This window comes from Rhodococcus sp. 15-2388-1-1a, from assembly GCF_002259145.1.
In the GTDB taxonomy this organism is placed as follows: Bacteria; Actinomycetota; Actinomycetes; order Mycobacteriales; family Mycobacteriaceae; genus Rhodococcoides.
On the sequence record NZ_NPFP01000040.1, the window covers coordinates 33,429 to 56,567 of the forward strand.

Here is a 23,139-nt window from a genome sequence, read left to right on the forward strand (position 1 = left end):
CGAACCGGCCAGAATCGCCGCACAAGCCGATTTCAGGAGAGTGCGACATGACGACCGTCGAGAAGGTTCCGGCAACGTCCTACCAACAGTTCATGCCTGCCGACCGTCCCGTGCAATATCTCGCACCCGATGGGACGGGCGTGGACAGTGCCGCCCGCTACGCACACCCGTCGAACGAGCGCCTGCTCGAGATGTACCGCTCGATGGTCCACGGTCGCCGATTCGACCAGCAGGCAACGGCATTGACCAAGCAGGGACGGCTCGCAGTCTATCCGTCCTCGCGCGGACAGGAGGCGTGTCAGATCGCCGCCGCCTTGTGCCTGGGTGAGCAGGACTGGATGTTCCCGACGTACCGTGACTCGATGGCTCTCGCGGCGCGAGGCGTCGACCAGGTGGAGTTGCTCGGCATGCTCGCCGGCTACTGGCACTGCGGCTACGACCCGACCGCCTACAAGGTCGCTCCCCAATGCACTCCTCTGGCAACACAATTGCTGCACGCGACCGGCTTCGCATACGCCGAGGCCAAGCAGGGTCGAGACACCATCGCCCTCGCGTTCTGCGGCGACGGAGCCACCAGTGAGGGCGATTTCCACGAGGCCCTCAACTTCGCCGCGGTGTTCCGGGCCCCGGTCATCTTTCTGGTGCAGAACAATGGCTTCGCGATAAGCGTTCCCCTGGCTCGCCAGACTGCGGCTCCGTCGCTGTCGCACAAGGGAGTCGGCTACGGCATCGGTAGCGAGCAGGTGGACGGCAACGACCCGATCGCCATGATGGCCGTGATGGATGAGGCCGTGAAGTACGTCAGAGCAGGCAAGGGACCGGTGGTCGTCGAAGCGCACACCTACCGCATGGATGCCCACACGAACGCCGACGACGCCACTCGTTACCGCAAGGCAGACGAGGTCGAGGGATGGTTGGCCCGAGATCCACTCTCGCGCCTCGATTCCTACCTCGAAGCCCAGGGTCTGCTCACCGACGAGCTGCGCGAGCAGATGACGGTATCGGCCGACGCCGACGCCGCGGCACTTCGAGCAGGCATGAACGTCGACCAGGACGTCGACCCCGAGGACCTGTTCCGATTCGTCTACTCCTCCCCCACCCCCGGCCTGACCGAACAACGCAATCAGGTCGCCGCCGAAATCGCAGCAGGAGAACTGTCATGACCACGATGACCATGGCCGGAGCACTCAACGCCGCACTGCGCGACGCGTTGACCGAGGACGAGAAGGTCGTCGTCTTCGGCGAGGACGTCGGCACGCTCGGCGGCGTCTTTCGCGTCACCGACGGACTGACCCGAGACTTCGGTGACGATCGCTGCTTCGACACCCCGCTCGCGGAGTCTGGCATTGTCGGATTCGCGATCGGGATGGCGATGTCGGGCTACAAGCCCGTCGTCGAGATGCAGTTCGACGCCTTTGCCTACCCGGCTTTCGAGCAGATCGTGTCGCATGTTGCGAAGCTGCGCAACAGAACTCGCGGATCACTCACCGCGCCGATGGTCATTCGCATCCCGTTCGCGGGAGGTATCGGCGGCGTCGAGCATCACTGCGACTCGTCCGAGGCCTACTACGCCCACACCCCGGGCCTGAAGGTGGTCTCCCCGTCCACCGTCGCCGACGCCTACTCCCTGATGCGCGACGCCATCGCGGACCCGGACCCGGTGATCTTCCTCGAGCCGAAGCGGCTGTACTTCTCCAAGGACGACATCGAGCTGACCAAGACCGAGCCGATCGGCACCGCCGTCGTGCGCCGTGCCGGTACCGACGTCACGCTTCTCGCCTACGGACCCACTGTGTCCGTGGCCATGCAGGCCGCGGACTTTGCGGCGGAGGACGGCCGAAGCGTCGAGGTCATCGATCTGCGTTCGCTCAATCCGTTCGACGACGAGACCGTCGCGGTCTCGGTACGTAAGACCGGACGGTGCATCGTGATTCAGGAAGCACAGGGCTTCTCCGGCGTCGCGGCGGAGATCGCGTCGCGGGTATCCGAGCGTTGCTTCCATCACCTGCACGCTCCGGTTCTGCGGGTCACCGGTCTCGACATCCCTTACCCCGCACCGAAACTGGAGCACTTCCACCTCCCGTCCGCCGACCGTGTTCTCGACGCCATGGACCGTCTGCAGTGGAACGATGCTCCCGACCTCAGCAAGGCGGTCACGGTATGAGCATGCAGGTATTCCTGCTCCCCGACCTCGGCGAAGGACTGACCGAGGCCGAGATTGTCGAGTGGAAGGTCAAGCCCGGCGACACCGTCACCATCGATCAGGTCGTCGTCGAAGTGGAGACAGCGAAGGCGTCCGTGGAGGTGCCCTGCCCCTTCGAGGGCGTTGTCGGTGAACTGCACGCGGCCGAGGGCACCTCACTCGCCGTCGGCGCTCCGCTGATCAGCATCAACGGCGGTGCCGTCGCCGATGTGTCCGCTGCCCATGAGCGTTACCGCGAAGAGGAGAAAGCCGGCTCGGGAAATGTGCTGATCGGCTACGGCACGGGGCACGGTCCCACCGGCCGTCGCAAACGTGCTTCGCAGCGGCAGAGTGCGGCTTCGCCGCAAATGAGCGGAAACGCGACCCAGGCTACGCATAGGAGCGGAGCCTACGGAGCGACCAGCGAACAGAGCCACTCACATGCACCGAAGGTGCTCTCCCCCATCGTTCGGAGCATGGCGCTGCAGGGCGGACTCGATCTGGCGAGTATCGATACCGCCGGCGGCCACGGAGTGATCACCCGCGCGGACGTCGAGCGAGCCTTGGCCGGTGCGACCGTTGCGTCCTCGCCGGAGGGCGTCACGCGAATCCCGATCACCGGGATTCGTAAGACCATCGCCGACAAACTCTCTCGCAGTCGTGCGGAAATACCCGAGGCGACCGTCTGGGTCGACGTCGACGCGACGGCTCTGCTGCAAGCCCGATGCGACCTCGACGCCTCCATCGACGGCGTGAAGGTGACGCTGTTGGCGGTCCTCGCCAAACTGACGATGATCGCGCTATCCAAGTTCCCCGAGCTCAACAGCACGGTCGACACCGCCGCCGGCGAGATCCTGCGGTACGAGAACGTCGGACTCGGCATCGCCGCACAGACGGGTCGTGGACTGATGGTTCCTGTTGTGCCGCAGGCCGACAAGGCCGATCTGAAGGAACTCTCCGAGCGGTTGGCCGAGCTGACGGAGCTGGCGCGAACCGGCTCCCTGCCCGCAGCCCGGCTGAGCGGCGGAACGTTCACCCTCAACAACTACGGCGTGTTCGGGGTCGACGGCTCGGCTGCGATCATCAACCATCCCGAGGCCGCGATCTTGGGCATCGGACGCATCATCGACCGCCCGTGGGTGGTCGACGGCCAATTGGCCGTCCGCAAGATCGCGCAGTTGTCGTTGGCGTTCGATCACCGTGTGTGCGACGGCGGAGTGGCAGGCGGGTTCCTGCGCACTGTGGCCGATTTCGTCGAGAACCCCGTCGTAGCATTGGGATCCGTCCGATGAGTGACGTGGACGTTCTCATCCTCGGTGGTGGATCAGGCGGGTACTCCTGCGCCCTGCGGGCCGAACAGCTCGGCCTGTCCGTGGCATTGATCGAGGAGGACAAGCTCGGCGGCACCTGCCTGCACCGCGGATGTATCCCCACCAAGGCTCTGCTGCACACGGCCGAGGTTGCCGATGCGGTGCGCGGGGCTGCTCATGTCGGCGTCACCGCATCGTTCACTGGTGTGGACATGCCTGCGGCACTGGACTATCAGCGCAGCGTGGTCGCCGGCCTGTACAGCGGGCTGCAAGGTCTGTTGAAGCGACCGGGTATCGAGATCGTGTCCGGCCGTGGACAAGTGGCCGGTCCTCGCACAGTCGAGGTGGAGGGTCGACGCATCACCGGGGCCTCACTGGTTCTCGCGACCGGATCGTATTCGCGCACCATCCCCGGTATCGAACTGGGACCTCGCGTTCTCACCAGCGACGACGCATTGGCGCTCGACCGTATCCCCGAGTCTGTCGTCGTACTGGGCGGCGGAGTCATCGGTATCGAATTCGCCAGCATCTGGGCCTCTTTCGGTGCTCAGGTCACCGTCGTCGAGGCCCTCGATCGTATCGTTCCGGGCGAAGACGAATGGTCGTCGAAGCAGTTGACCAAGGCATTACGCAAGCGCGGCATCGAGATTCGTACCGGCACCAAGGTCGAGACCGTCACCGAATCTCCCGACGACGTCGTGGTGGCATTGTCATCCGGTGACACCCTCACCGCCGATCTTGTCCTGGTGTCCGTCGGCCGTGGACCTCGCACCGACGGTCTCGGCCTGGCCGAGCAGGGCATCGCCACCGAACGTGGCTTCGTCACCGTCGACGACAACCTCCTCACCACCACGGACGGTGTCTACGCCGTCGGCGACATCGTGGCGGGGTATCAGTTGGCTCATCGCGGTTTTCAGCACGGCATGTACGTCGCCGAGCACATTGCCGGACTCGCGCCGGCACGCATCGACGGTGATCTCGTTCCGCGCGTGACCTATTCACATCCCGAAGTCGCGTCGGTCGGTCTCACTGAGAAGGCCGCGGAGCAGAAGTACGGCACCGTGACCTCGGTGGTCTACGACCTCGGCGGCAACGGCAAGAGCCGAATCCTTGCCACCGCAGGTGGAGTCAAGGTGATTCGTGCACGCGACGACGGTCCTGTCGTCGGTGTCCACCTCGTCGGTGACCGCGTAGGCGAGCTGATCGGCGAGGCACAACTCGCGGTGGCATGGGAAGCACTGCCATCGGAGGTCGGTAGCTTCGTGCATGCCCACCCCACGCAGAACGAGGCACTCGGTGAAGCGATGATGGCGCTGTCGGGGCAGCCGCTGCACGCGCACAGCTGATCACGATGACGTCGCCGCAGACAGGGTGTCCATATTCGACGATTGCAGCAGGGTTCCCTTCACAGGGTTGGTCGGCGAAGGCGTCGTAGTGATTGACGATGTTCATGCTGTGCATTCGGCTTGTCGGGGCAGCCGGAGTCGAACCGGCAGTGGCCGAGGCGAGGCTCGGGTGGTGCGCCGCCTACGTGCCCCGCTGAGGTGCACGGGTAATGATCACCAGGGCGCTGATTGTCAGCGCGAAGCCGATGAGAGCGGGCACAGTCATCGCGGTTCCGTTGATCAGGTAGTCGAAGATTGCTGTGATGCCCGGAACGGTGAAGAACAAGCTGGTGACCGCGATTTCGCTCCGTGACCGGACCATGAGGTACAGCAGTGCTGTGGCACCGATGCTGACGACGACAATCATCCAGGCGGCCGACCCGACGAAGGCTGCACCGGGCTCCCAGCGGCCCACTCCGAAAATTGACAACAGCAGGGCGAAAACGATTGCGCTGAGTGTGGATTGAATGGCCAGTGCAGCCCATAGTCCCGCGGAGGAGCTACTCCGTGACTGCGCCATGGTTCCTGCAGTGATCGCTGCGAGTGCACCTACCGCTGCGATGACACCTCCGGCGGTGTTGAACCCAGCATGCAGGTCGGCACCGACGGCCAGGGCGACACCTGCCACGCCGAGGGCAAGTGCCACCCATGTACGAATACTGCGTGCGCCGACTGCTGCTGCTGTCAGCAGTGGCTGGGCCGAGACAATCAGTGCGAGAAGTCCAGGGCTGATTCCGCGGTCGAGCGCGATGAAGAAGGCACCCTGATAGGCCACCTGCATCAGTAGGCCGACGCCGGCCATGCGCGCCCAGGCTCGCCTGGATGTGGGGAGTGCGTCGCGTACGACGCCCCAGATCGTCCAGGCGATCAGTGCGCATCCCGCCGCCCGCACTGCCAGGAAGGCTTGGGGTGAGACTTCGGCGAGCCCGAACGGAGTCGCGATGGCACCCGAGGACCACGCGAGCACGAACAGCACCGGCATCATTGTCGCCGGTGCTGTCCGGTGCCGAGTGTCGCGCTTTCGGGCGGCGACCGCCGGCTTCTCGGTGTTGGTGCTCACTGGTCTGATGTAGCCCAGTCGTTGATCGAGAACCGTTCTGACAAGGCGCGGGCGTCGATCATGTATCCGGCCACCAAGTCGGCTTTAGCCGCCAGGAGTTCGTCGCCGGAGTCTCGGCAGATCGTCGACAACCACGTATAGGTGCGTTCGGCCGGGACGTCGTACTCGTAGTGGACCTTGGACAGCAGGAACAAGATGTCCTTGAAGTTGCGTCGATCGACGATGGAGGACAATGCCAGCAGCTGCTGCTGGTGTTCTTCGGTGAAGGGCGCGCGATCGCGTATTTCCGGTTCGATGTCGGCGCGGTAGGTCGATCGATCGGCGAAGATCGATGCTTCGTCGCGTGGGCCGTCGAAAACGAAGTCCACGCAAAGAGATTGGCGTGATTCGGTGGAGAAGTTGACCGCAGCGTGGACCGCCGCAGCGTCGAGGTACCAGAGCTCACCCGGCCGCATGCGGATGACGGTGTCATCGTCGGAGTGCAGTGCCTGCGGATTGTCCTCGAGGACCATGAAGGTCCGAAAGTAGCTGTCGTTGTCGCGGTCGAGCTCGACGAAGTCCCTGTGCGGAACGACCATGGCGTCGACGAGGTTTCGGGCGCGGACCATCTTCACCTTGTCGCGGTCGAAGACGGTATCGACGAGTTCGGTGAGGTACGGCACACGTTGTCCGTGCTCGGTCACCAGAGCCGACCCGTTGATGTCGCGGTATCCGGTGTCATCCCGGGCTCCGGTGGCGTTGGCCAGGGACAGATTCTTCCAATAGCCCGACGAGAATTCGTCGTATTCTTCCTCGACCCGGGGAACAGACGCCAAGTAATCCAGATCCGGTCCGAGTCGATGCTGATCGAGATCTATACGGGCGATGATGTGCGAGCGCATGCGGTTGAGGCCTCCCCAGAAACGTAACAACAGAACGTGTGGTTCGTCCTTCAGCGTGCACTCCGCGGAGGATTTGCGAAACAGGCTTCTACGCATGCGGTATACGCAGAACGTATAGTCGAGGCGTGCCCGTTGAGATTCGACATTTGCGCATCCTGCTCGCAGTCGTCGACGCGGGAAGCATGAGCCGCGCCGCCGAAAAACTAGGTGTTACTCAACCGTCGGTGACGCGCGCGATGAGCGAACTGGAACAGCAGCTCGGCACCGAACTGCTCGACCGGGCAGGCAGACGAGCTACCCCGACCGCCGCCGGTCGACAGTTCACGACAACCGCACGTCGGATCGTTGCCGACTTCGACAGCGCAATGAGCACCCCGTTCCAGTCGCCGACCCTCCGCATCGCGTACTCGTGGGCCGCCCTCACGCCTGCGGTCGAACGTATTCTGCGCACCTGGAACGGCAAATCGCGCAGCCACAGTGTGGAATTGGTGCGTTTCGGTTCGCCGTTGTCCGCGTTGAGCACCTCGGCTGCAGACCTCGCACTCATTCGTGAATGGACGGCTCAGCCCGGCTATCGACACATTGTCATCGACGAGGAGCCCCGAGTGGCCGCGGTGTCGAGTGATGATCCGCTCGCCGCGGAGACGGCTATCGCCTTCACCGATCTCGCTGAATACGGTCTGGTCCTGAACACCAACAGCGGCACCACTCCGGATGACCTGTGGGGCCATTCCCGCAACCGGCGCCGTGACAGAACGACGACCGACGTCGAAGACTGGGTCACCACAATTGCCACAACACCCGGAGTATTCGGCCTAACGCCATCGTCGACGGCCGACTTCTACCGACACCCCGCTCTGACCTACCTCACGCTGCGCGGCGCACCGCCCGTGACATCATCGTTGATCTGGCTCGACGACCGCACAGCCTCTGTTGCCGCGTTCGCCGAACACGCCCTCAACCAGACCGGCCGCAACTGATTTCGCCCATGACCTCGTCGGGGAGTATGCGGCCTTGGACCATCCATGCTGTGATCGATGTCGTCCAACACACCGAACCCGTCGCTATCGGTCTTGTTCACATACGACGAAAGCCCAGGAACCACTATGGTTTCGGGGCTTTCGTCACAGACAACTCAGACGTTCAGATCCTCGTCCCTACGGTTCTTGATTCGTGAGGTCGCAACGAAGGAGATCGCGGCCAAGATCATCAGATAGATCGAGATGGACATCGAGGTGCCGGTTCCCTTGAACAGTGCCTCGGAGATCGTCGGGACGAAGGCCCCACCGAGCACCGTGCCGATTGCGTAGCCGATGGACGCACCACTGAATCGGACTGCAGCCGGGAACATCTCGGCGTACAGGGCCGGCTGCGGTCCGTAGGACAACCCGAGTCCGACGGCGAAGAGACCGAGGGCCACGTAGATCCAGTGCAACTCACCGGTGTCGACGAGCAGGAAAAACGGGATGGCGCACAACACCATTGCCGCGTTTCCGAGGTTCATGATGGTGGTGCGGGCGTAGCGATCGGACAGATGCGCGCCGAGGAGGGTGAAGATTCCCCACACGATGGCCGCGAACAGGCTGGCCACCAACACGTCCACGCGAGCGAGTCCGTGTTCCCTCGTCGAGTACGCAACGATGAATCCGCCCACGATGATGTAGCCGTTGCCGTTGGTGCCGATGAACGACAGCGCGGCCAGCATGACCTGCTTCTTGTTGGTACGCCACAGTGCACGAACCGGAGTGTGGTTGCGCTCCTTGCGTTCTGCGAGCTCCTTGAACACCGGAGTCTCCTCGACCCGGCGGCGGATGTAGAAACCGACGAGAATGAGCACGAAGCTGATGAGGAACGGAATGCGCCAGCCCCAGGCCTCGAACTGCTCTTCGCTGAGCAAACCGGTGCACAGTGCCAGTGTTCCGACCGCGATGAGCATGCCGAGCGGAACACCCATCTGGGTTGCTGCGCCGTAGATTCCGCGCTTACCCTTCGGAGCGTGCTCGACGGCCATCAGCGCAGCGCCGCCCCACTCGCCGCCGGTGGAGAATCCCTGCAGGATGCGCAGCACGATCAGAATGATCGGAGCCCAGATACCGATGGTGGCGTAGGTGGGGAGCAGACCCATACCGACGGTGGCCGCACCCATCAGGGTGAGCGTGGCGATGAGGACCTTCTTTCGGCCGATCTTGTCACCGAAGTAGCCGGCGACGATGGCCCCGAGAGGACGGAAGACGAAGCTGATACCGATGGTCACGTAGGCGACCAGCTGTCCGGACGAGCCCATGGGCGCGAAGAACAGCTGAGCGAAGATCAGCGACGCGGCCTGCGCGTAGATGAAGAAGTCGTACCACTCGACGGTGGTTCCGACCATGCTGGCCATCGCGGCGCGGCGATGCTCACGCGACACCCCGGTGGGCGTCTCGACCTGTGTTGTCATCGACGATCTCGTTTCGTTCGGGCTCCGACGCTCGGGCATCGAGCGGCAGTTCGGAGTGGTGTGGGGCGGGGTTGCGATGGGTGAAGGACGGCAACTATGCGCAAGCGCAGAACCGGATAAAACTCACCGTCCATTCGGTCGGTAATTACTGTGACCGGCGCCACCGTAGTTTGTCAAGGTGCTCGCGTACATAACAAGGCGATGGACGCACTTCGTCGGAAACTACCGATCGAAGCCTCGCGCTTCGTCCGAAACGACGCAGACATCGGTAGTGACGCCGGTCATACTCGAACTCATGGCTGCATCCACGTCGACTCTCGCTCAGCACTCTCCGGTCATCGACGAACTGACGCGCGCCCTCGGTGTCGACGCCGTGGTGACCGACCCCGACATTCTCGCCAGTTACCGGCACGACGCCGCAGCTCTGTGCGAATCCACCCTGCCGCTGGTGGCGGTACTGCCGACCACGGAATCGGACGTGCAGGCCGTCATGGAAATCGCGTCGGCACACCGTATTCCCGTTGTGCCGCAGGGAGCATTGACCGGCCTGGCGGGAGCCGCGAACGCCAGCGTCGGAGCCATCGCCCTCAACACCCGACGCATGAACAAGATCGTCGAGTTGGACGTCGTCAACCGCACGGCCGTCGTGCAACCCGGTGTGAGCAACAAAGAGTTGAAAGATGCTGCCTTGCAGCAGGGACTCACGTACCTCCCCGACCCGTCCAGCTGGGAGGCGTCGACGATCGGCGGCAACATCGCCACCAATGCCGGCGGCCTGTGCTGCGTGAAGTACGGCGTCACAGCACGATTCGTCCGTGGGCTGCGCGTCGTACTCGCCGACGGCAGGGCGACCTTCGTCGGTCGACGCACCGTCAAGGGCGTGGCCGGGCTCGCTCTGGCGGATCTGTTCGTCGGATCGGAAGGAACCCTCGGCATCATCACCGAGGCCACCGTCGGCCTCGACTTCCCCAGCGCTACACCACTCACGATGGCTGCGACCTTCCCGTCCACTGTCGCTGCAGGAGAGGCAGTGTCGCGGATTCGTGCAGCGGGCATCACCCCGAGCCTGTTCGAGCTGTTGGACCGCACCACCATCGCCGCGATCGACGCCTACGCCCGGATGGACTTCGGCACCGACGCCGCGGCGGTGCTGATCGCGCAGTCCGACATCGGCGACGGCGCAGTGCAGGAGCTCGAGGCCATAGCCGCGCTGTGCACCGCATCCGGCGCGGTGGACGTAGCCGTCGCCGAGGACGAGGTCGAGTCGGAGCAACTGGTTCAAGCACGTCGGCTGGCGTACCCGGCGCTCGAGCGTCTCGGTTCACCGTTGGTCGACGATGTGTCCGTTCCTATTTCGCATCTGGCCGCAATGATCGATGAGGTCGGAAGAGTCGCCGACCGCATCGGCCTCGTCATCGGCGTCGTCGGCCACGCCGGTGACGGCAACATTCATCCGACGGTCATCGTCGACCCCATCGATCCAGCGTCGTTGGCCAAGGCACACCGCGCGTTCGACGAGATCGCGGCCTTCGCACTCTCGCTCGGCGGAACCATCACCGGTGAGCACGGCGTCGGTCTGCTCAAGCGCGATCTACTCGAGACCGAACTCGATCCTGTCGCAGCCGAACTGCAGCGTGGCATCAAGGAATTGCTCGACCCGCACTACCTACTCAACCCCGGTAAGGTCCTCACCGCCCGGCCCTGAGCCGGAGCGACATCCACACAAGCAATCGGGTATCGGGATCATCGAGATCGAGATCGAAGAGTTCCTTCGTCCGCCGCAGACGGTAGCGAAAGGTGTTGGCGTGCAGATACAGCGATGCCGACGCTGCGGCGACATTGGATTCGTGTGCGAGTAGCGCCAGTACCGTTGCGCCGTAGTCGGTACCTTCGGTAGCGTCGTAGGAGAGCATCCGTTCGACGGCAGGAATCGCGAGCGACACGTCCGTGAGCGCGTCGGTTGCCCTGTTCAGGGTGACAGGTATCCGGCTATGCTCGAATGTCGTGGTGTGCGAACCCTTCTCGATCGCATCCAGGACCCAGTGCGCGTGGCTACGCGCCACCGCAGGCCGAGCATGCGGCCCGCCGACGGCGAATGTCACCGGCACACCGAATGCCACCTCCGCCCGCCGTCGGACGCCCTCGGCTTCCTCGGCGACACCACCGTCGTCGTCCCTCGCCACGACGAAGAACACGACGTGATCGTCGACGACGAACCCGGAATCCGTATCACCGCCGAACGTGAGTTCCAACAGACCCCCGAGCTGCACGAGCAGGGTCTCCGGTTGCGCAGAGTCCACCTTCGCTGCCACTACCGCGAAGCGGCTACCGGGCGAGGTGACGACGGTGGGATCGGTCAACAACGCACGTGCCCTGGGGTTACCAGGCTCGGCCGGACGACGTCGAGCGAGGAGCAGTGGCACCGCAGCAGCGGCTGCGCGAGTCAACGCGGTGACCGCGCCGCGATCGGGTGGGCCGGACGGAGCCGTGGAGACGATGCACCAGATCGAGCCGAGGTACTCACCGTCCACCGAGACGGCCACCGCCAGTCGCGGTAGCGCGCCAGGAACGTCGACCACATGGACCGTCGAACTTCCCCGAAAGAGCGGATCGATGTGGTGCACCATGTAGCGGGCCGGGACCTGCTTGCCCAGAATCCCGTCGCGCCGCACGTCGTCGATCGGCTGCCCTGGAACGGATGAATACGCAACGACGTAGCCCTGCGGATCCATCACCGACACTGCACCGCCCACTGCCGTGGCAGTTGCGTCTGCCAGTGCCGAGAGGTCTGCAGTGGTCACCGATTCACAGTACTTTCATGTGCTGCACCCTCAGCGCGCTATGGTGCGACTGTCACCTCGGAATTCGGCGATCAGCTCACCTCGGCACGTCACCGACACGTCGTACAGACCGTTGCGGCCGAACCTCGCTCGTTCGACGGCGTCTGCGACCAGGACGTCGCCGGTCTTCGTCGGACGGAGATAGCGGATGTCACAGCGGGCCGCGACGGCCGAGTCCTCGTGCGAGTTGCAGGCCATCGCGAACGTGGTGTCCGCCAACAGGAACACGTAGCCGCCGTGGGTGATGGCATAGCCGTTGACCATGTCCTCGGTCACGACCATGGACATTCGCGCGTGGCCGGGTGACAGCTCGATCAATTCGATGCCGAGCTTGCGCGACGCGGCGTCGACCTCGAACATCTCGCGGGCGATAGGCGAATCTGTCACGGCTGCAACACCGACTGCTCGTTCTGGGTGAACATCGTGACGCCTCCGGTCGCGAAGTTGCGCAGATCCTTGCCTGCGGCCTTCATCTCGGGCGAGGCCAATCCTGCCTTCAGCGATGCCTCGTCCACGAAGTACAGGCTGGCGATCGCGTAGTACGGCGGTGGCGCATCGTCGAGCGAATCCAGCGTGCCCCAGGTGAAGTCGATCAGACCGGGGACAGCCCGAGCAAGGGGCACGTGCACCTCGGCGTAGTGACGATCGAATGCGGCAGGATCCTCGGGCATTCCGTAACAGACGGCTACTCGCACGCTCATGACGCGGCCTCGGGCTTCGCGACGAGAGTGAGTACGTCGTACGTCGCGACGGGGTCACCGTCCTGGTTGACGACCACTGCGTCCCATCGCACCTCGCCGTAGTCGGCGCTCTGACGCGGGGTGATGAGCTTGGCCGTCAACGTGACCGTCAACGAATCCTCGGCCTTGACGGGCGTCAGGAAACGCAGACTGTCGACGCCGAAGTTCGCCAGGACGGGGCCCGGTGCGGGGTCGACGAACAGCCCTGCGGCAAGCGAGACCACCAGGTAGCCGTGCGCCACGATGCCGCCGAACAGCGGATTGGCCGCTGCCGCTTCGGGATCGGTGTGCGCATAGAAGGTATCGCCGGTGAACTCGGCGAAATGATCGATGTCCGCACGCGTGACCTGTCGTGGTCCACCGACGATGGTGTCACCGAGCTTCAGCTCGCCCAGATTCTTGCGGAACGGATGCACATCGCCGGTGATGCGCGCAGAACCGGCCACCCACTTGTTGCCCACCGCAGTCAGAACGTCCGGTGTTCCCTGAATTGCGGTGCGCTGCATGTGGTGCAGCACGCCGCGGATACCGCCGAGTTCTTCACCGCCGCCGGCCCGTCCGGGTCCGCCGTGCACCAGTACCGGCAACGGCGAGCCGTGGCCGGTCGATTCCTTGGCGTCCTCGGAGTTCAGGACCAGGATGCGTCCGTGGTACGGCGCGCTGCCCAGCACGATCTCGCGCGCGATGGCCGAGTCCTTGGTCACCAGAGATGCGACCAGAGAACCCTTTCCGCGGGCGACCAGATCAAGCAGGTCTGCGGTGCTCTCGTAACCGATGACGGTCGAGACGGGACCGAACGCCTCGATCTCGTGCGGTTCGGATGCGGTCTTGTCGCCGGCCTTCAGCAGCACCGGTGCCATGAACGCGCCGGGCCGCGAATCCACGGCGTCCGGATCACCGAAGACGACCGTTGCCGACTTGGTCAGTCCACGAATGGATTTGAGCACCTCGTCGCGCTGATCGATGCTGGCGAGCGCACCCATGGTGACGCCCTCGTCGGCCGGATCACCGACAACGACCTTCTCCAGCTTCGCCTTCAGCGCCTCGATGACGGGCTCGACCGAGTCCTGCGGAACCAGCACACGCCGGATCGCCGTGCACTTCTGACCGGCCTTCGACGTCATCTCGGTGAAGACACCCTTGACGAAGAGATCGAACTCTGGATCGCTCTGTGCCACATCCGAACCCAAGATGGACGCATTGAGAGAATCCGCCTCGGCCGTGAAGTGCAGTCCCTCGCCGACGACGTTGGGGTGTGAGCGCAGGGTCGCAGCGGTATCGGCGGATCCGGTGAAGGCCACCGAGTCCTGGCCGCCGAGGTGGTCGAGCACTCCTCGGGCGCTGCCACACAGCAGCTGCACCGAACCCTCGGGCAGCAACCCCGACTCGATGATCCGTCTGAACACCAGCTCGGTGAGATATGCAGTTTGGCTGGCGGGCTTGACGATCGACGGCACTCCCGCGATGAACGCGGGGGCCAGCTTCTCGAGGAAGCCCCAGACGGGGAAGTTGAACGCATTGATCTGCACGGCGACACCGCGCCGGGAGGTGTAGATGTGCTGACCGAGGAAGGTGCCCTTCTTACCGAGTTGCTCGATCGCACCGTCGAGATAGACCGTCTCGTTGGGGAGTTCGCGTCGGGCCTTGCTCGCGTAGCTCAGCACGGTTCCGAAACCGCCGTCGATGTCGACGCCGGAATCGCGGGTGGTGGCTCCGGTGTGCCGGGAGAGTTGGTAGAACTCCTCCTTGCCGGCCAGCAGTGTCAGGCCCAACTGCTTGAGCAGCGCAGCGCGTTCGTGGAACGTCAGTGCCGCGAGCGCGGGCCCTCCGACGGTGCGGGCGTAGTCCACCATGCCTGCGACATCCAGACCGCTGGACGACACCCGGGCGATCTCGCTGCCGTCGACGGCGCTCAGCAGCGGTGCTCCCTCATCGGTTGCGGAATACCACGTGCCCTGGGCATAGCTTTCCAGAAGTCTGCTCACAACGCCTCCATCTCACCGTACGTTCGGTCGGTAATTACCATCGCCGTCGAACGCCGAGATGTCAAGACTCGTTCTGCTACGTGCGACGCAACCCGTCGAAGGTCAGCGCCACCACCGCGTCGGCCAATTCCTCCACGGATCCGCCGGTGCGCGGGCGGTACCACTCGATGAGCGAGTTGACCGTGCCGAACACCAGCTTCGACGCCAGCGCCGGGTCGACACCGGGACGCAGGTCGCCTTCTTCGGCCGCGGCCACCACGAGCCCGGTGACGAACGAGTCGAATTCGCGTCGACGCGCGAGGGCCCGGCGCTCGACGTCGGTGTTGCCTCGCACGCGGAGCAATAGCGTCACGTAGGGCAGTTCCGCGCACAGGATGTCCACGCTGCGTCGCACCAGGTATTCGAGGCGGTCGATGTATCGCCCGGTCGTGGCCCGATCCTCGGTCGTGACGGCGAACAGGGCATTGAGAGCCCGCGACAGCGCAAGTTCGAGCAACTCGGACTTGCCGGACACGTGGTGATAGATCGAGGACTTGGTGATGCCGAGCCGCTTCGCCAGAACCTCCATGCTGGTTCCGTCGTATCCACGGTCGTTGAAGACCTTGACCGCCACGGCCAAGAGCGAGTCCAGGTCGTATCCCGGCCGCCCTGGCTGTCCGGTCTTGCGCGGCGCGCGTGCGGTTGTCATTGCCACATCTTCTCAGTCGACGCCCGATTCCACAGCACCGTGGGCAGCAAACCTTGCCAAACGACCGAATGTTCGGTTATTAATGACGCAACCGTACGAAGGAGATCTCCAGTGGGCGAAGTATTTCTCGTTGCCGGCGCACGCACCCCGCACGGACGCTATGGCGGAGCCCTTGCCTCGGTGCGTCCCGACGACCTGGCCGGGCTGGTCGTCGCCGAGGCGGTCCGGCGAGCGGGTGTGCCCGTCGACCGGATCGATGAAGTGATTCTGGGCGCCGCGAACCAGGCAGGCGAGGACAATCGAGACGTAGCGAGAATGGCGGTTCTGCTCGCAGGACTCCCCAACACGGTGCCGGGTTACACCGTCAATCGCCTGTGCGCGAGCGGACTGACGGCAGTGGCCAACGCCGCGAGCACCATTCGTAGCGGCGAGGCCGACATCATCGTCGCCGGTGGTGTCGAGTCGATGACCCGCGCACCCTGGGTCATGGCCAAGCCGGGAACCGCGTGGGCCAAGCCGGGCGAGATCTTCGATACCTCCCTCGGCTGGCGCTTCACCAATCCGACCTTCGCCGCGCACGACGCGGGGACCGATCCCAAGATCACTCTGTCGATGGGCGAAACCGCCGAGGAGGTCGCGCTCAGCGAGGGCATCACCCGTGAGGAGTCCGATGCCTTCGCATTCCGCAGTCAGCAGCGTGCCGTCGCCGCCCAGGATGCCGGACGCTTCGCCGATGAGATCGTGCCCGTCACGACCAAGAACGGCGAGGTCACCGAGGACGAGACACCGCGACGCGGAACCACACTCGAGAAGCTCGGCACGCTGAAGACCGTGTTCCGCAAGAACGGCATCGTCACCGCCGGAACGTCCTCACCGTTCACCGACGGTGCGTCGGCGCTGGTGGTGGCCTCCGAGGAGGCCGTGAACAAGTACGGCCTCGAGGTACGGGGCCGCATCGTCACCAGTGCGAGCGCAGGCATCGCACCGCACATCATGGGACTCGGGCCGGTGCCATCCACACAGAAGGCACTCGCTCGCGCCGGGTGGTCTGCCGACGACCTCGGTGCCGTCGAGCTCAACGAGGCCTTCGCGGCGCAGTCACTCGGCGTCATCCGCCAGTTGAAACTGAACGAGGACATCGTCAATGCCGACGGCGGGGCCATCGCACTCGGCCACCCCCTCGGCTCGTCGGGTGCCCGAATCCTGTTGACGCTGTTGGGCCGCATGGAACGTGAGAAGGCGTCCCGCGGGCTCGCGACGCTCTGCGTCGGCGTCGGGCAAGGCGTGTCGATGTTGATCGAGGCACCGTGAACACACTTGTCGTGGAGGAGCTGACTGACCGCGTTGTCGTCACCCTGAATCGCGAGAAGCAGCGCAACGCAATCGATTCCGAGATGATCGGCGAGCTGCACGAGGTGTGCGGGCTCGTGGAGCAGGATCCGAAAATCGTCATCCTGACCGGCGCGGGCGAGCATTTTGCCGGCGGTGCCGACATCAATCAGCTGCGGGCCCGCACCCGCGACGACGCATTGCACGGCATCAACCGCAACCTGTTCGACCGCATCGCCGCACTGCCCCTGCCGACCATCGCCGCGGTGCGCGGCTACGCCCTCGGGGGCGGAGCCGAGCTGTCCTACGCCTGCGACATCCGTATCGCGTCGCCGACGGCCGTGTTCGGCAATCCCGAACCGGGCCTGGGCATCATGGCTGCCGCCGGGGCCAGCTACCGGTTGCCGACACTGGTGGGAGTGTCCGTCGCCAAGCAGGTACTCCTCGGTGGCCGGACGCTCGACGCAGAGGTGGCACTCCGCTCCGGCCTGGTGCTGGACGTCGTCGACGAGCCCTTGGCCGCAGCGCATTCCCTCGCGGATCGCATTGCCAAGCAAGCACCGCTGGCACTGAAGCTGACCAAGAAGATTCTCGATGCGCCCGGTTCGCACCCGTGGGCCGACGACATCGCGCAGGCCGTTCTGTTCGAGACCGAAGACAAACAACGCCGAATGACGGCATTTCTGGAGAAGAAGAAATGACAGCTCCTCGCGCAGTAGGTGTAGTCGGTGGTGGCCGCATGGGTGCAGGTATCGCGCAGGTGTTCGCGGCCCTCGGTTCCACCGTCGTCATCGCCGAAGCCGCCGACCAACAAGCAGCCCTCGGCCGAGTCTCGACCGGACTCGACCGGGCGCACGAGCGCGGCAAACTCAGCGAGGATCCCGCTGCGATTCTCGCCCGGGTCTCCACCGTCGCCGGGCCCGCGGAACTCCCGGCCGACCTCGACCTGATTGTCGAAGCGGTGCCCGAGATCCCGTCGCTCAAGGTCGAGGTGTTGGCTCTGATAGACAAAGTCGCATCCGAAAAGACGGTCATCGCGTCGAACACGAGCTCGATCTCCATCGCCGAACTCGCCGCAGCACTCAGTGATCCGAGTCGCTTCATCGGGATGCACTTCTTCAACCCGGTTCCGGCGTCGACTCTCGTCGAGATCGTGCGCGCGCCTGCCACCTCCGCCGACGTGGTGCAGCGAGTACAGCAGTGGGTGTCGCTCCTGGGCAAGACCGAGGTGCTCGTCAACGACTCCCCCGGCTTCGCTACCTCGCGCCTCGGAGTGTGCCTCGGGCTCGAAGCCATTCGGATGTTGGAGGAGGGCGTCGCCGACGCCGAATCCATCGATCGCGCCATGGAACTCGGCTACAAGCACCCGATGGGTCCGCTGCGATCGACCGACCTCGTGGGGTTGGACGTTCGGCTCGCGATCGCAGAACACCTGGCGTCGACCCTCGGCGACAGGTTCACTCCCCCGCAGTTGTTGCGAGACATGGTTGCTCGCGGCGACATCGGACGCAAGTCCGGTCGCGGCTTTCACGATTGGACGAACGCATGACAGTACGGTTCGACGTCGCCGACGGCTTGGCGACCATCACCCTCGCTCGCCCCGAGGCGCACAACGCCCTCGACGTCGCGACGAAGGTCGCGTTGGCGGAGGCCGTTCAGAGTGCCGCTGCACCCGAGGTGCGCGCCGTGCTCATCACCGCCGAGGGCAAGAACTTCTGCGTCGGCCAGGATCTCGGCGAGCACGTCACCGCGCTCGAAGCCGATCCGGCCACGGCGATGGACACCGTCGGCGAGCACTACAACCCGGTGATCCGAGGGCTCGCTGCGCTCGAGGTTCCGATCGTCGTCGCGATCCCAGGCGCATGCGTCGGCGCAGGCCTCGGGATCGCACTGGCCGGTGACATCCGAGTGGCCGGCACCAAGTCGTCGTTCGCGACGGCATTCACCGGCATCGGCTTGGCCAGCGACTCGGGATTGAGCTACACGTTGGTCGAGGCACTGGGATCGAGCCGAGCCGCGGGCCTGATGCTGCTCGGCGACAGAGTCACCGCCGCCCAGGCTCTCGACTGGGGTCTGGTGCATCGCGTCGTCGAGGACGGGGACGTACTCGAGACCGCGCGCACGCTGGCGACCTCCCTCGCTGCCGGGCCCACGCAGGCCTACCGGCAGGTCAAGTCTCTGATCGCTCGATCCGGACTGTCCGACGCCTTGGACCGCGAGGCACAGGCACAAACGGCTCTGGGACAGACGCAGGACCACAAGGCCGCCGTCGACGCGTTCCTGAACAAGACGAGAGCCTCCTTCCTCGGCATGTGAACGCAAACTCGACCCCTGCTACGAGGTTCCGCGCACGTTCGGCGCAGCCGCTCTTGTGCGCGGAGCTGCACTCGAGGCATACTGGTTACCAACCGATCATTCGGTAATGAAAGTAGGACTTATGACCACGTCAAACACCCTGTCTGCCGAGACGCTGCAGGACGGGTTCGACGAGACCATCGCCCACGAGCAGCGCGTCGAGCCTCGTGACTGGATGCCCGACGGCTACCGCAAGTCGCTCATTCGCCAGATCGCTCAGCACGCGCACTCCGAGATCATCGGAATGCAGCCGGAGGGCAACTGGCTCACCCGTGCGCCGTCGCTGCGCCGCAAGGCGATCCTGATGGCCAAGGTGCAGGACGAGGCCGGTCACGGTCTCTACCTCTACTCCGCCGCGGAAACGCTCGGAGCGGACCGCGCCGACCTGACGGTCAAGCTCATCGAGGGCAAGCAGAAGTACTCCTCGATCTTCAACTACCCCACCCTGACGTACGCGGACGTGGGCACCATCGGCTGGCTGGTCGACGGTGCGGCGATCTGCAACCAGGTTCCCCTGTGCCGCAGCAGCTTCGGTCCGTACGCACGCGCGATGATCCGGGTCTGCAAGGAAGAATCCTTCCACCAGCGCCAGGGCTACGAACTGCTCGCCACGATGATGCGCGGCACCGACGAACAGCGCGCCATGGTTCAGGAATCGGTCAACCGCTGGTGGTGGCCGGCTCTGATGATGTTCGGCCCGCCGGACGACGAGTCCCCCAACACCGAGCAGTCGATGAAGTGGGGCATCAAGCGCCACACCAACGACGAACTGCGCCAACGCTTCGTCGACATGTCCATCCCGCAGGCGAAGGCTCTCGGAGTCACGTTCCCCGACCCGGACCTGAAGTGGAACGAGGAGCGCAAGTCGCACGATTTCGGCGAGCCCGACTGGTCCGAGTTCATGCAGGTGATCAAGGGCAACGGTGCCTCCAACGTCGAGCGCATCGCGAACCGGCGCGCAGCTCACGACGGCGGAGCCTGGGTCCGTGAGGCCGCAACCGCATTCGCCGAAAGGAACGCAGCATCATGACCGAATTCACCGCCGAGGGCGGCCACGGAGCGGTGCCCACCGAGGGTGTTCCGGTCGAGCCGAAAAGGGAAGCCGTCAAGGCAGATTGGCCGCTGTACGAGGTGTTCCTGCGCGGCAAGCGCGGCCTGAACCACGTGCATGTCGGATCGCTGCACGCCGCCGACGACCACATGGCGCTGCGGCATGCTCGCGACGTCTACACCCGACGCAACGAAGGCGTCAGCATCTGGGTCGTTCCGTCCAACTCGATCGTCGCATCGTCGCCGTCGGAGAAGGATCCGTTCTTCGCACCGAGTGGCGACAAGGTCTACCGCCACCCGACGTTCTACGAGATCCCCGACAACGTTCCCCACATGTGAGACCCACACTTCAAGAGGACAAGCACTCATGACTGATCACGACAGCGCCTACGAGGGCCTCGTCGACGAGGACTCGCACGGGCAGTGGGCATTCGGGACGAGCTTCGACGACCCGCTCGCCGGAGTCGACACCACCGTTCCCGACGACGTCGACCTGAAAGCTCTTGCCGCGTACTGCCTCATGCTCGGCGACGATGCGCTGATCAGCTCCCAACGCCTCGCCGAGTGGAGCACCCGCGCACCGGAACTCGAAGAAGAAGTGGCACTGGCCAACGTCGGCCTCGATCTCCTCGGCCAGGCCCGGCTACTGCTGGCCCGCGCCGCCAAAGCCGACCCGACGGTCGTGCCGTTCATCTCGGACACCTCGCCCGCACCGGCCGAGGATGCACTCTCGTTCTTCCGCGACGACGCCGACTTCCGGAACGTGCGACTCACCGAGCTCGACAACGGAGACTTCGCGAAATCCCAGGTTCGCCTGCTGGTGTTCTCGACGTGGCGGCTCGCCGTCTTCACTCGCCTGCAGGAATCCCGGGATCCCGTTCTCGCCGCGGTTGCGAACAAGGGTGTCAAAGAGCTGACCTACCACCGTGATTACGCGGCTCGCTGGGTCGTCACCCTGGGTTGCGGAACCGATGAATCGAAGCGACGTGTCCGCGAGGCCGTGACGCGAATCTGGCCGTACGTCTCCGAACTGTTCGTCCCGACGGACGAGGAAATCGCGCTGGCTGGGGTCGGTGTCGCCGTCGATCCCCGTGACGTGCGCGAGGAGTTCGATTCCGTTCTGGCGCAGGTACTTCACGCCGCAGAGCTGGACGCCCCCGAGGGCAAGTCCGTGGGCACCATCGGTGGCCGCGGTGGTCGTCGCGGCATTCACACCGAGGCGTTCGGGCCGCTGATCGCCGAGATGCAGGTCGTGGCGAGAGCGCATCCGGAGGGGGTCTGGTGACCACACTCGAGAAAACCACACTCAAGACAACCGCACGCGAGATCGCCGCGACCGTCATGGATCCCGAGATGCCACTGCTCACTCTCGACGATCTCGGCGTCCTGCGCGACGTCGAAGTACGCGAGAACGGAAGTGTGCTCGTCACGATCACCCCGACGTACTCCGGCTGCCCCGCGATGGCGACGATGCGCGACGACATCGCCCACAAGCTCCAGGATCACGGCTACGCGGATGTCGAGATTGTCACCAGCCTCTCCCCCGCATGGAGCACCGACTGGATCTCCGAGGAGGGCCTGCGCAAACTTCGCGAGACCGGTTACTCCACACCGGGACCGGCTCCTGCTCGTACCTCCGGCCCGGTTCCGTTGACCCTGACCGTGAAGCCGCGCCGAATCGACTGCCCTCGGTGCGGTTCCGCAAACACCCGCCTCACATCCGAATTCGGCGCAACGCTGTGCAAAGCCCAGTACCGGTGCGACGACTGCCTCGAACCCTTCGACCACGTGAAGGAAATCTGATGCCCGTCACTGCCGAGCCGGAACTGAAGAACCTACGCAACAAGCCCTTCCACACGTTGACCGTCGCCGACGTCGAATCGCTCTGCGACGACGCCGTCGCCGTCACGTTCGATGTGCCCGATGAGCTGCGTGCGGAGTTCGATTTCAAGCCGGGTCAGTCGCTGATGCTCAGCCGGACCGTCGACGGTATCGAGCACCGTCGCTCTTATTCGATCTGCGCCCCGGCCGGCGCGCGTCCCCGCGTCGGCGTCCGCGAGGTCTCCGACGGCCTGTTCTCCTCGTGGCTCGTCCACGAGGTCAAGGCCGGCGACCGTATCGACGTCCAGGGCCCCACCGGCAATTTCCACGCGGATCCGGCTACGGCCGGCAGGCACGTTCTCATCGCGGCCGGCTCTGGCATCACCCCGATGCTGTCGATTGCAGCCTCGGTCCTGACCAACCCCGACGCCGAAGTGGTTCTGCTGTACGGTAATCGGCGGACGCGAACGGTGATGTTCGCCGAGGAGATCGCGGACCTGAAGGACCAGTACGGCAGCCGGTTCGACGTCATTCACGTCCTTTCCAGGGAGCCGCGCGAGGTCGAACTGTTCAGCGGAAGACTCGACGCCGAACGACTGCGCGAGATACTCGACACCGTCGTCGCCACACCGGATATCGATCATTTCTGGTTGTGTGGCCCGTTCGGGATGGTCACCGATGCCCAACAGGTCCTCGGAGACCTCGGTGTGGCGAAGACCAGCATCCACGCCGAGCTGTTCTATGTCGACGACGTGCCCCCGCCGCAGGAGAAGCACCGCGAGCCCGGCATCACCGGGCCCAGCAGTGAGGTCACGATCATCCTCGACGGACGTGAGGTGAAAGGTGCACTGCCTCAGGACGAGTCGATCCTCGATTCGGCCGAGCAGCTGCGCTCCGATCTCCCCTTCGCGTGCAAGGGCGGCGTGTGTGGCACCTGCCGCGCGAAGGTCACCTTCGGCGACGTCGACATGCGCCGCAACTACGCGCTCGAGGACAACGAAGTCGACGCCGGCTTCGTGCTCACCTGCCAGACCTTCCCCGTCAGCGACACCGTGACCGTCGACTTCGACGCCTGA

At 64.6% G+C, this 23,139-nt stretch carries 23 protein-coding genes; 15 read left to right on the forward strand and 8 right to left on the reverse strand.

Annotation, left to right across the window (positions count from 1 at the left end):
* Window positions 1-47 precede the first annotated feature (47 nt).
* Genes pdhA through lpdA form a run of 4 tightly spaced genes read left to right on the forward strand, consistent with a single transcriptional unit; the run spans window position 48 to window position 4,838 of the window.
* Window positions 48-1,163, forward strand: a complete 1,116-nt coding sequence (pdhA, locus tag CH302_RS22580) for a pyruvate dehydrogenase (acetyl-transferring) E1 component subunit alpha (protein ID WP_037187584.1) — start codon at window positions 48-50, stop codon at window positions 1,161-1,163.
* Window positions 1,160-2,164 (forward strand): alpha-ketoacid dehydrogenase subunit beta, encoded by a 1,005-nt coding sequence (locus CH302_RS22585; RefSeq protein ID WP_037187581.1) that lies wholly within the window; start codon window positions 1,160-1,162, stop codon window positions 2,162-2,164. The genes pdhA and CH302_RS22585 overlap by 4 nt, the downstream gene beginning before the upstream one ends.
* Window positions 2,161-3,474: a dihydrolipoamide acetyltransferase family protein gene (locus tag CH302_RS22590; RefSeq protein ID WP_037187579.1), complete on the forward strand. Its 1,314-nt coding sequence runs from the start codon at window positions 2,161-2,163 to the stop codon at window positions 3,472-3,474. The genes CH302_RS22585 and CH302_RS22590 overlap by 4 nt, the downstream gene beginning before the upstream one ends.
* Complete coding sequence (gene lpdA / locus CH302_RS22595; protein ID WP_037187577.1) at window positions 3,471-4,838, forward strand: dihydrolipoyl dehydrogenase; 1,368 nt, start codon at window positions 3,471-3,473, stop codon at window positions 4,836-4,838. Before CH302_RS22590 ends, lpdA begins: the two co-directional genes overlap by 4 nt.
* 181 nt (window positions 4,839-5,019) lie before the next feature.
* Here the strand turns inward: lpdA and CH302_RS22600 are convergent, their stop codons facing one another.
* Both CH302_RS22600 and CH302_RS22605 read right to left on the reverse strand, forming a co-directional pair.
* Complete coding sequence (locus tag CH302_RS22600) at window positions 5,020-5,937, reverse strand: DMT family transporter (RefSeq protein ID WP_052047323.1); 918 nt, start codon at window positions 5,935-5,937, stop codon at window positions 5,020-5,022.
* Window positions 5,934-6,818 carry an aspartyl/asparaginyl beta-hydroxylase domain-containing protein gene (locus CH302_RS22605; protein ID WP_037188826.1) on the reverse strand — a complete coding sequence of 295 codons (885 nt, stop codon included), beginning with the start codon at window positions 6,816-6,818 and terminating at the stop codon, window positions 5,934-5,936. Before CH302_RS22605 ends, CH302_RS22600 begins: the two co-directional genes overlap by 4 nt.
* Window positions 6,819-6,943: 125 nt before the next feature.
* Between CH302_RS22605 and CH302_RS22610 the strand changes: the two genes are divergently transcribed.
* Complete coding sequence (locus CH302_RS22610; protein ID WP_141216706.1) at window positions 6,944-7,798, forward strand: LysR family transcriptional regulator; 855 nt, start codon at window positions 6,944-6,946, stop codon at window positions 7,796-7,798.
* 155 nt (window positions 7,799-7,953) lie between these two features.
* Here CH302_RS22610 and CH302_RS22615 read toward each other — a convergent pair whose 3' ends face one another.
* Complete coding sequence (locus CH302_RS22615) at window positions 7,954-9,255, reverse strand: MFS transporter (RefSeq protein ID WP_037187572.1); 1,302 nt, start codon at window positions 9,253-9,255, stop codon at window positions 7,954-7,956.
* A 295-nt stretch (window positions 9,256-9,550) separates the two neighbouring features.
* Here CH302_RS22615 and CH302_RS22620 point away from each other — a divergent pair, with 295 nt between their 5' ends.
* A complete protein-coding gene (locus tag CH302_RS22620) occupies window positions 9,551-10,960 on the forward strand; it encodes an FAD-binding oxidoreductase (protein ID WP_052047419.1) in 1,410 nt (469 codons plus the stop codon).
* Here CH302_RS22620 and CH302_RS22625 read toward each other — a convergent pair.
* The 5 genes from CH302_RS22625 to CH302_RS22645 form a co-directional block, all read right to left on the reverse strand.
* Complete coding sequence (locus tag CH302_RS22625) at window positions 10,944-12,056, reverse strand: helix-turn-helix domain-containing protein (protein WP_037187569.1); 1,113 nt, start codon at window positions 12,054-12,056, stop codon at window positions 10,944-10,946. The genes CH302_RS22620 and CH302_RS22625 overlap by 17 nt on opposite strands.
* 30 nt (window positions 12,057-12,086) lie before the next feature.
* The gene (gene paaI / locus CH302_RS22630; protein WP_052047418.1) at window positions 12,087-12,455 is read right to left on the reverse strand and encodes a hydroxyphenylacetyl-CoA thioesterase PaaI; all 369 of its coding nucleotides are present in this window, start codon (window positions 12,453-12,455) and stop codon (window positions 12,087-12,089) included.
* Between the two features lie 23 nt (window positions 12,456-12,478).
* The gene (locus CH302_RS22635; RefSeq protein WP_037187563.1) at window positions 12,479-12,796 is read right to left on the reverse strand and encodes an EthD family reductase; all 318 of its coding nucleotides are present in this window, start codon (window positions 12,794-12,796) and stop codon (window positions 12,479-12,481) included.
* On the reverse strand, window positions 12,793-14,820 hold the full coding sequence (gene paaZ / locus CH302_RS22640; RefSeq protein WP_037187561.1) for a phenylacetic acid degradation bifunctional protein PaaZ: 2,028 nt from the start codon (window positions 14,818-14,820) through the stop codon (window positions 12,793-12,795). Before paaZ ends, CH302_RS22635 begins: the two co-directional genes overlap by 4 nt.
* A gap of 76 nt (window positions 14,821-14,896) precedes the next feature.
* Entirely contained in the window at window positions 14,897-15,508 is a 612-nt protein-coding gene (locus CH302_RS22645) for a TetR/AcrR family transcriptional regulator (RefSeq protein WP_032380646.1), read from the reverse strand.
* A 111-nt stretch (window positions 15,509-15,619) separates the two neighbouring features.
* On the opposite strand from CH302_RS22645, the gene CH302_RS22650 reads away from it, so the two are divergent.
* The 9 genes from CH302_RS22650 to paaE all read left to right on the forward strand — a co-directional run bounded on the left by CH302_RS22650 (window position 15,620) and on the right by paaE (window position 23,139).
* Window positions 15,620-16,819 (forward strand): thiolase family protein, encoded by a 1,200-nt coding sequence (locus CH302_RS22650; protein WP_037187558.1) that lies wholly within the window; start codon window positions 15,620-15,622, stop codon window positions 16,817-16,819.
* Complete coding sequence (locus CH302_RS22655; protein ID WP_037187554.1) at window positions 16,816-17,538, forward strand: enoyl-CoA hydratase/isomerase family protein; 723 nt, start codon at window positions 16,816-16,818, stop codon at window positions 17,536-17,538. The genes CH302_RS22650 and CH302_RS22655 overlap by 4 nt, the downstream gene beginning before the upstream one ends.
* The gene (locus CH302_RS22660) at window positions 17,535-18,386 is read left to right on the forward strand and encodes a 3-hydroxyacyl-CoA dehydrogenase family protein (protein ID WP_037187552.1); all 852 of its coding nucleotides are present in this window, start codon (window positions 17,535-17,537) and stop codon (window positions 18,384-18,386) included. Before CH302_RS22655 ends, CH302_RS22660 begins: the two co-directional genes overlap by 4 nt.
* Window positions 18,383-19,153, forward strand: coding sequence for an enoyl-CoA hydratase/isomerase family protein (locus CH302_RS22665; protein WP_037187549.1), 771 nt, complete (start codon window positions 18,383-18,385; stop codon window positions 19,151-19,153). The genes CH302_RS22660 and CH302_RS22665 overlap by 4 nt, the downstream gene beginning before the upstream one ends.
* A 121-nt stretch (window positions 19,154-19,274) precedes the next feature.
* Entirely contained in the window at window positions 19,275-20,222 is a 948-nt protein-coding gene (paaA, locus tag CH302_RS22670; RefSeq protein WP_037187547.1) for a 1,2-phenylacetyl-CoA epoxidase subunit PaaA, read from the forward strand.
* Window positions 20,219-20,581, forward strand: coding sequence for a 1,2-phenylacetyl-CoA epoxidase subunit PaaB (gene paaB / locus CH302_RS22675; protein ID WP_032404451.1), 363 nt, complete (start codon window positions 20,219-20,221; stop codon window positions 20,579-20,581). Before paaA ends, paaB begins: the two co-directional genes overlap by 4 nt.
* A gap of 28 nt (window positions 20,582-20,609) precedes the next feature.
* Window positions 20,610-21,527: a 1,2-phenylacetyl-CoA epoxidase subunit PaaC gene (gene paaC / locus CH302_RS22680; protein ID WP_037187545.1), complete on the forward strand. Its 918-nt coding sequence runs from the start codon at window positions 20,610-20,612 to the stop codon at window positions 21,525-21,527.
* 56 nt (window positions 21,528-21,583) lie between these two features.
* Window positions 21,584-22,045, forward strand: coding sequence for a 1,2-phenylacetyl-CoA epoxidase subunit PaaD (paaD, locus tag CH302_RS22685; RefSeq protein ID WP_052047417.1), 462 nt, complete (start codon window positions 21,584-21,586; stop codon window positions 22,043-22,045).
* Window positions 22,045-23,139 carry a 1,2-phenylacetyl-CoA epoxidase subunit PaaE gene (gene paaE, locus CH302_RS22690; RefSeq protein WP_037187541.1) on the forward strand — a complete coding sequence of 365 codons (1,095 nt, stop codon included), beginning with the start codon at window positions 22,045-22,047 and terminating at the stop codon, window positions 23,137-23,139. Before paaD ends, paaE begins: the two co-directional genes overlap by 1 nt.

What these genes read in the sequence shown, in the direction of transcription:
- pdhA (WP_037187584.1), top strand. Translation starts at nt 48, where the DNA reads ATGACGACCGTCGAGAAGGTTCCGGCAACGTCCTACCAACAGTTCATG.
- CH302_RS22585 (WP_037187581.1), top strand. Translation starts at nt 1,160, where the DNA reads ATGACCACGATGACCATGGCCGGAGCACTCAACGCCGCACTGCGCGAC.
- CH302_RS22590 (WP_037187579.1), top strand. Translation starts at nt 2,161, where the DNA reads ATGAGCATGCAGGTATTCCTGCTCCCCGACCTCGGCGAAGGACTGACC.
- lpdA (WP_037187577.1), top strand. Translation starts at nt 3,471, where the DNA reads ATGAGTGACGTGGACGTTCTCATCCTCGGTGGTGGATCAGGCGGGTAC.
- CH302_RS22605 (WP_037188826.1), bottom strand. Translation starts at nt 6,818, where the DNA reads ATGCGCTCGCACATCATCGCCCGTATAGATCTCGATCAGCATCGACTC.
- CH302_RS22615 (WP_037187572.1), bottom strand. Translation starts at nt 9,255, where the DNA reads ATGACAACACAGGTCGAGACGCCCACCGGGGTGTCGCGTGAGCATCGC.
- CH302_RS22620 (WP_052047419.1), top strand. Translation starts at nt 9,551, where the DNA reads ATGGCTGCATCCACGTCGACTCTCGCTCAGCACTCTCCGGTCATCGAC.
- paaI (WP_052047418.1), bottom strand. Translation starts at nt 12,455, where the DNA reads ATGTTCGAGGTCGACGCCGCGTCGCGCAAGCTCGGCATCGAATTGATC.
- CH302_RS22635 (WP_037187563.1), bottom strand. Translation starts at nt 12,796, where the DNA reads ATGAGCGTGCGAGTAGCCGTCTGTTACGGAATGCCCGAGGATCCTGCC.
- CH302_RS22645 (WP_032380646.1), bottom strand. Translation starts at nt 15,508, where the DNA reads ATGACAACCGCACGCGCGCCGCGCAAGACCGGACAGCCAGGGCGGCCG.
- CH302_RS22660 (WP_037187552.1), top strand. Translation starts at nt 17,535, where the DNA reads ATGACAGCTCCTCGCGCAGTAGGTGTAGTCGGTGGTGGCCGCATGGGT.
- CH302_RS22665 (WP_037187549.1), top strand. Translation starts at nt 18,383, where the DNA reads ATGACAGTACGGTTCGACGTCGCCGACGGCTTGGCGACCATCACCCTC.
- paaA (WP_037187547.1), top strand. Translation starts at nt 19,275, where the DNA reads ATGACCACGTCAAACACCCTGTCTGCCGAGACGCTGCAGGACGGGTTC.
- paaB (WP_032404451.1), top strand. Translation starts at nt 20,219, where the DNA reads ATGACCGAATTCACCGCCGAGGGCGGCCACGGAGCGGTGCCCACCGAG.
- paaC (WP_037187545.1), top strand. Translation starts at nt 20,610, where the DNA reads ATGACTGATCACGACAGCGCCTACGAGGGCCTCGTCGACGAGGACTCG.
- paaD (WP_052047417.1), top strand. Translation starts at nt 21,584, where the DNA reads ATGGATCCCGAGATGCCACTGCTCACTCTCGACGATCTCGGCGTCCTG.
- paaE (WP_037187541.1), top strand. Translation starts at nt 22,045, where the DNA reads ATGCCCGTCACTGCCGAGCCGGAACTGAAGAACCTACGCAACAAGCCC.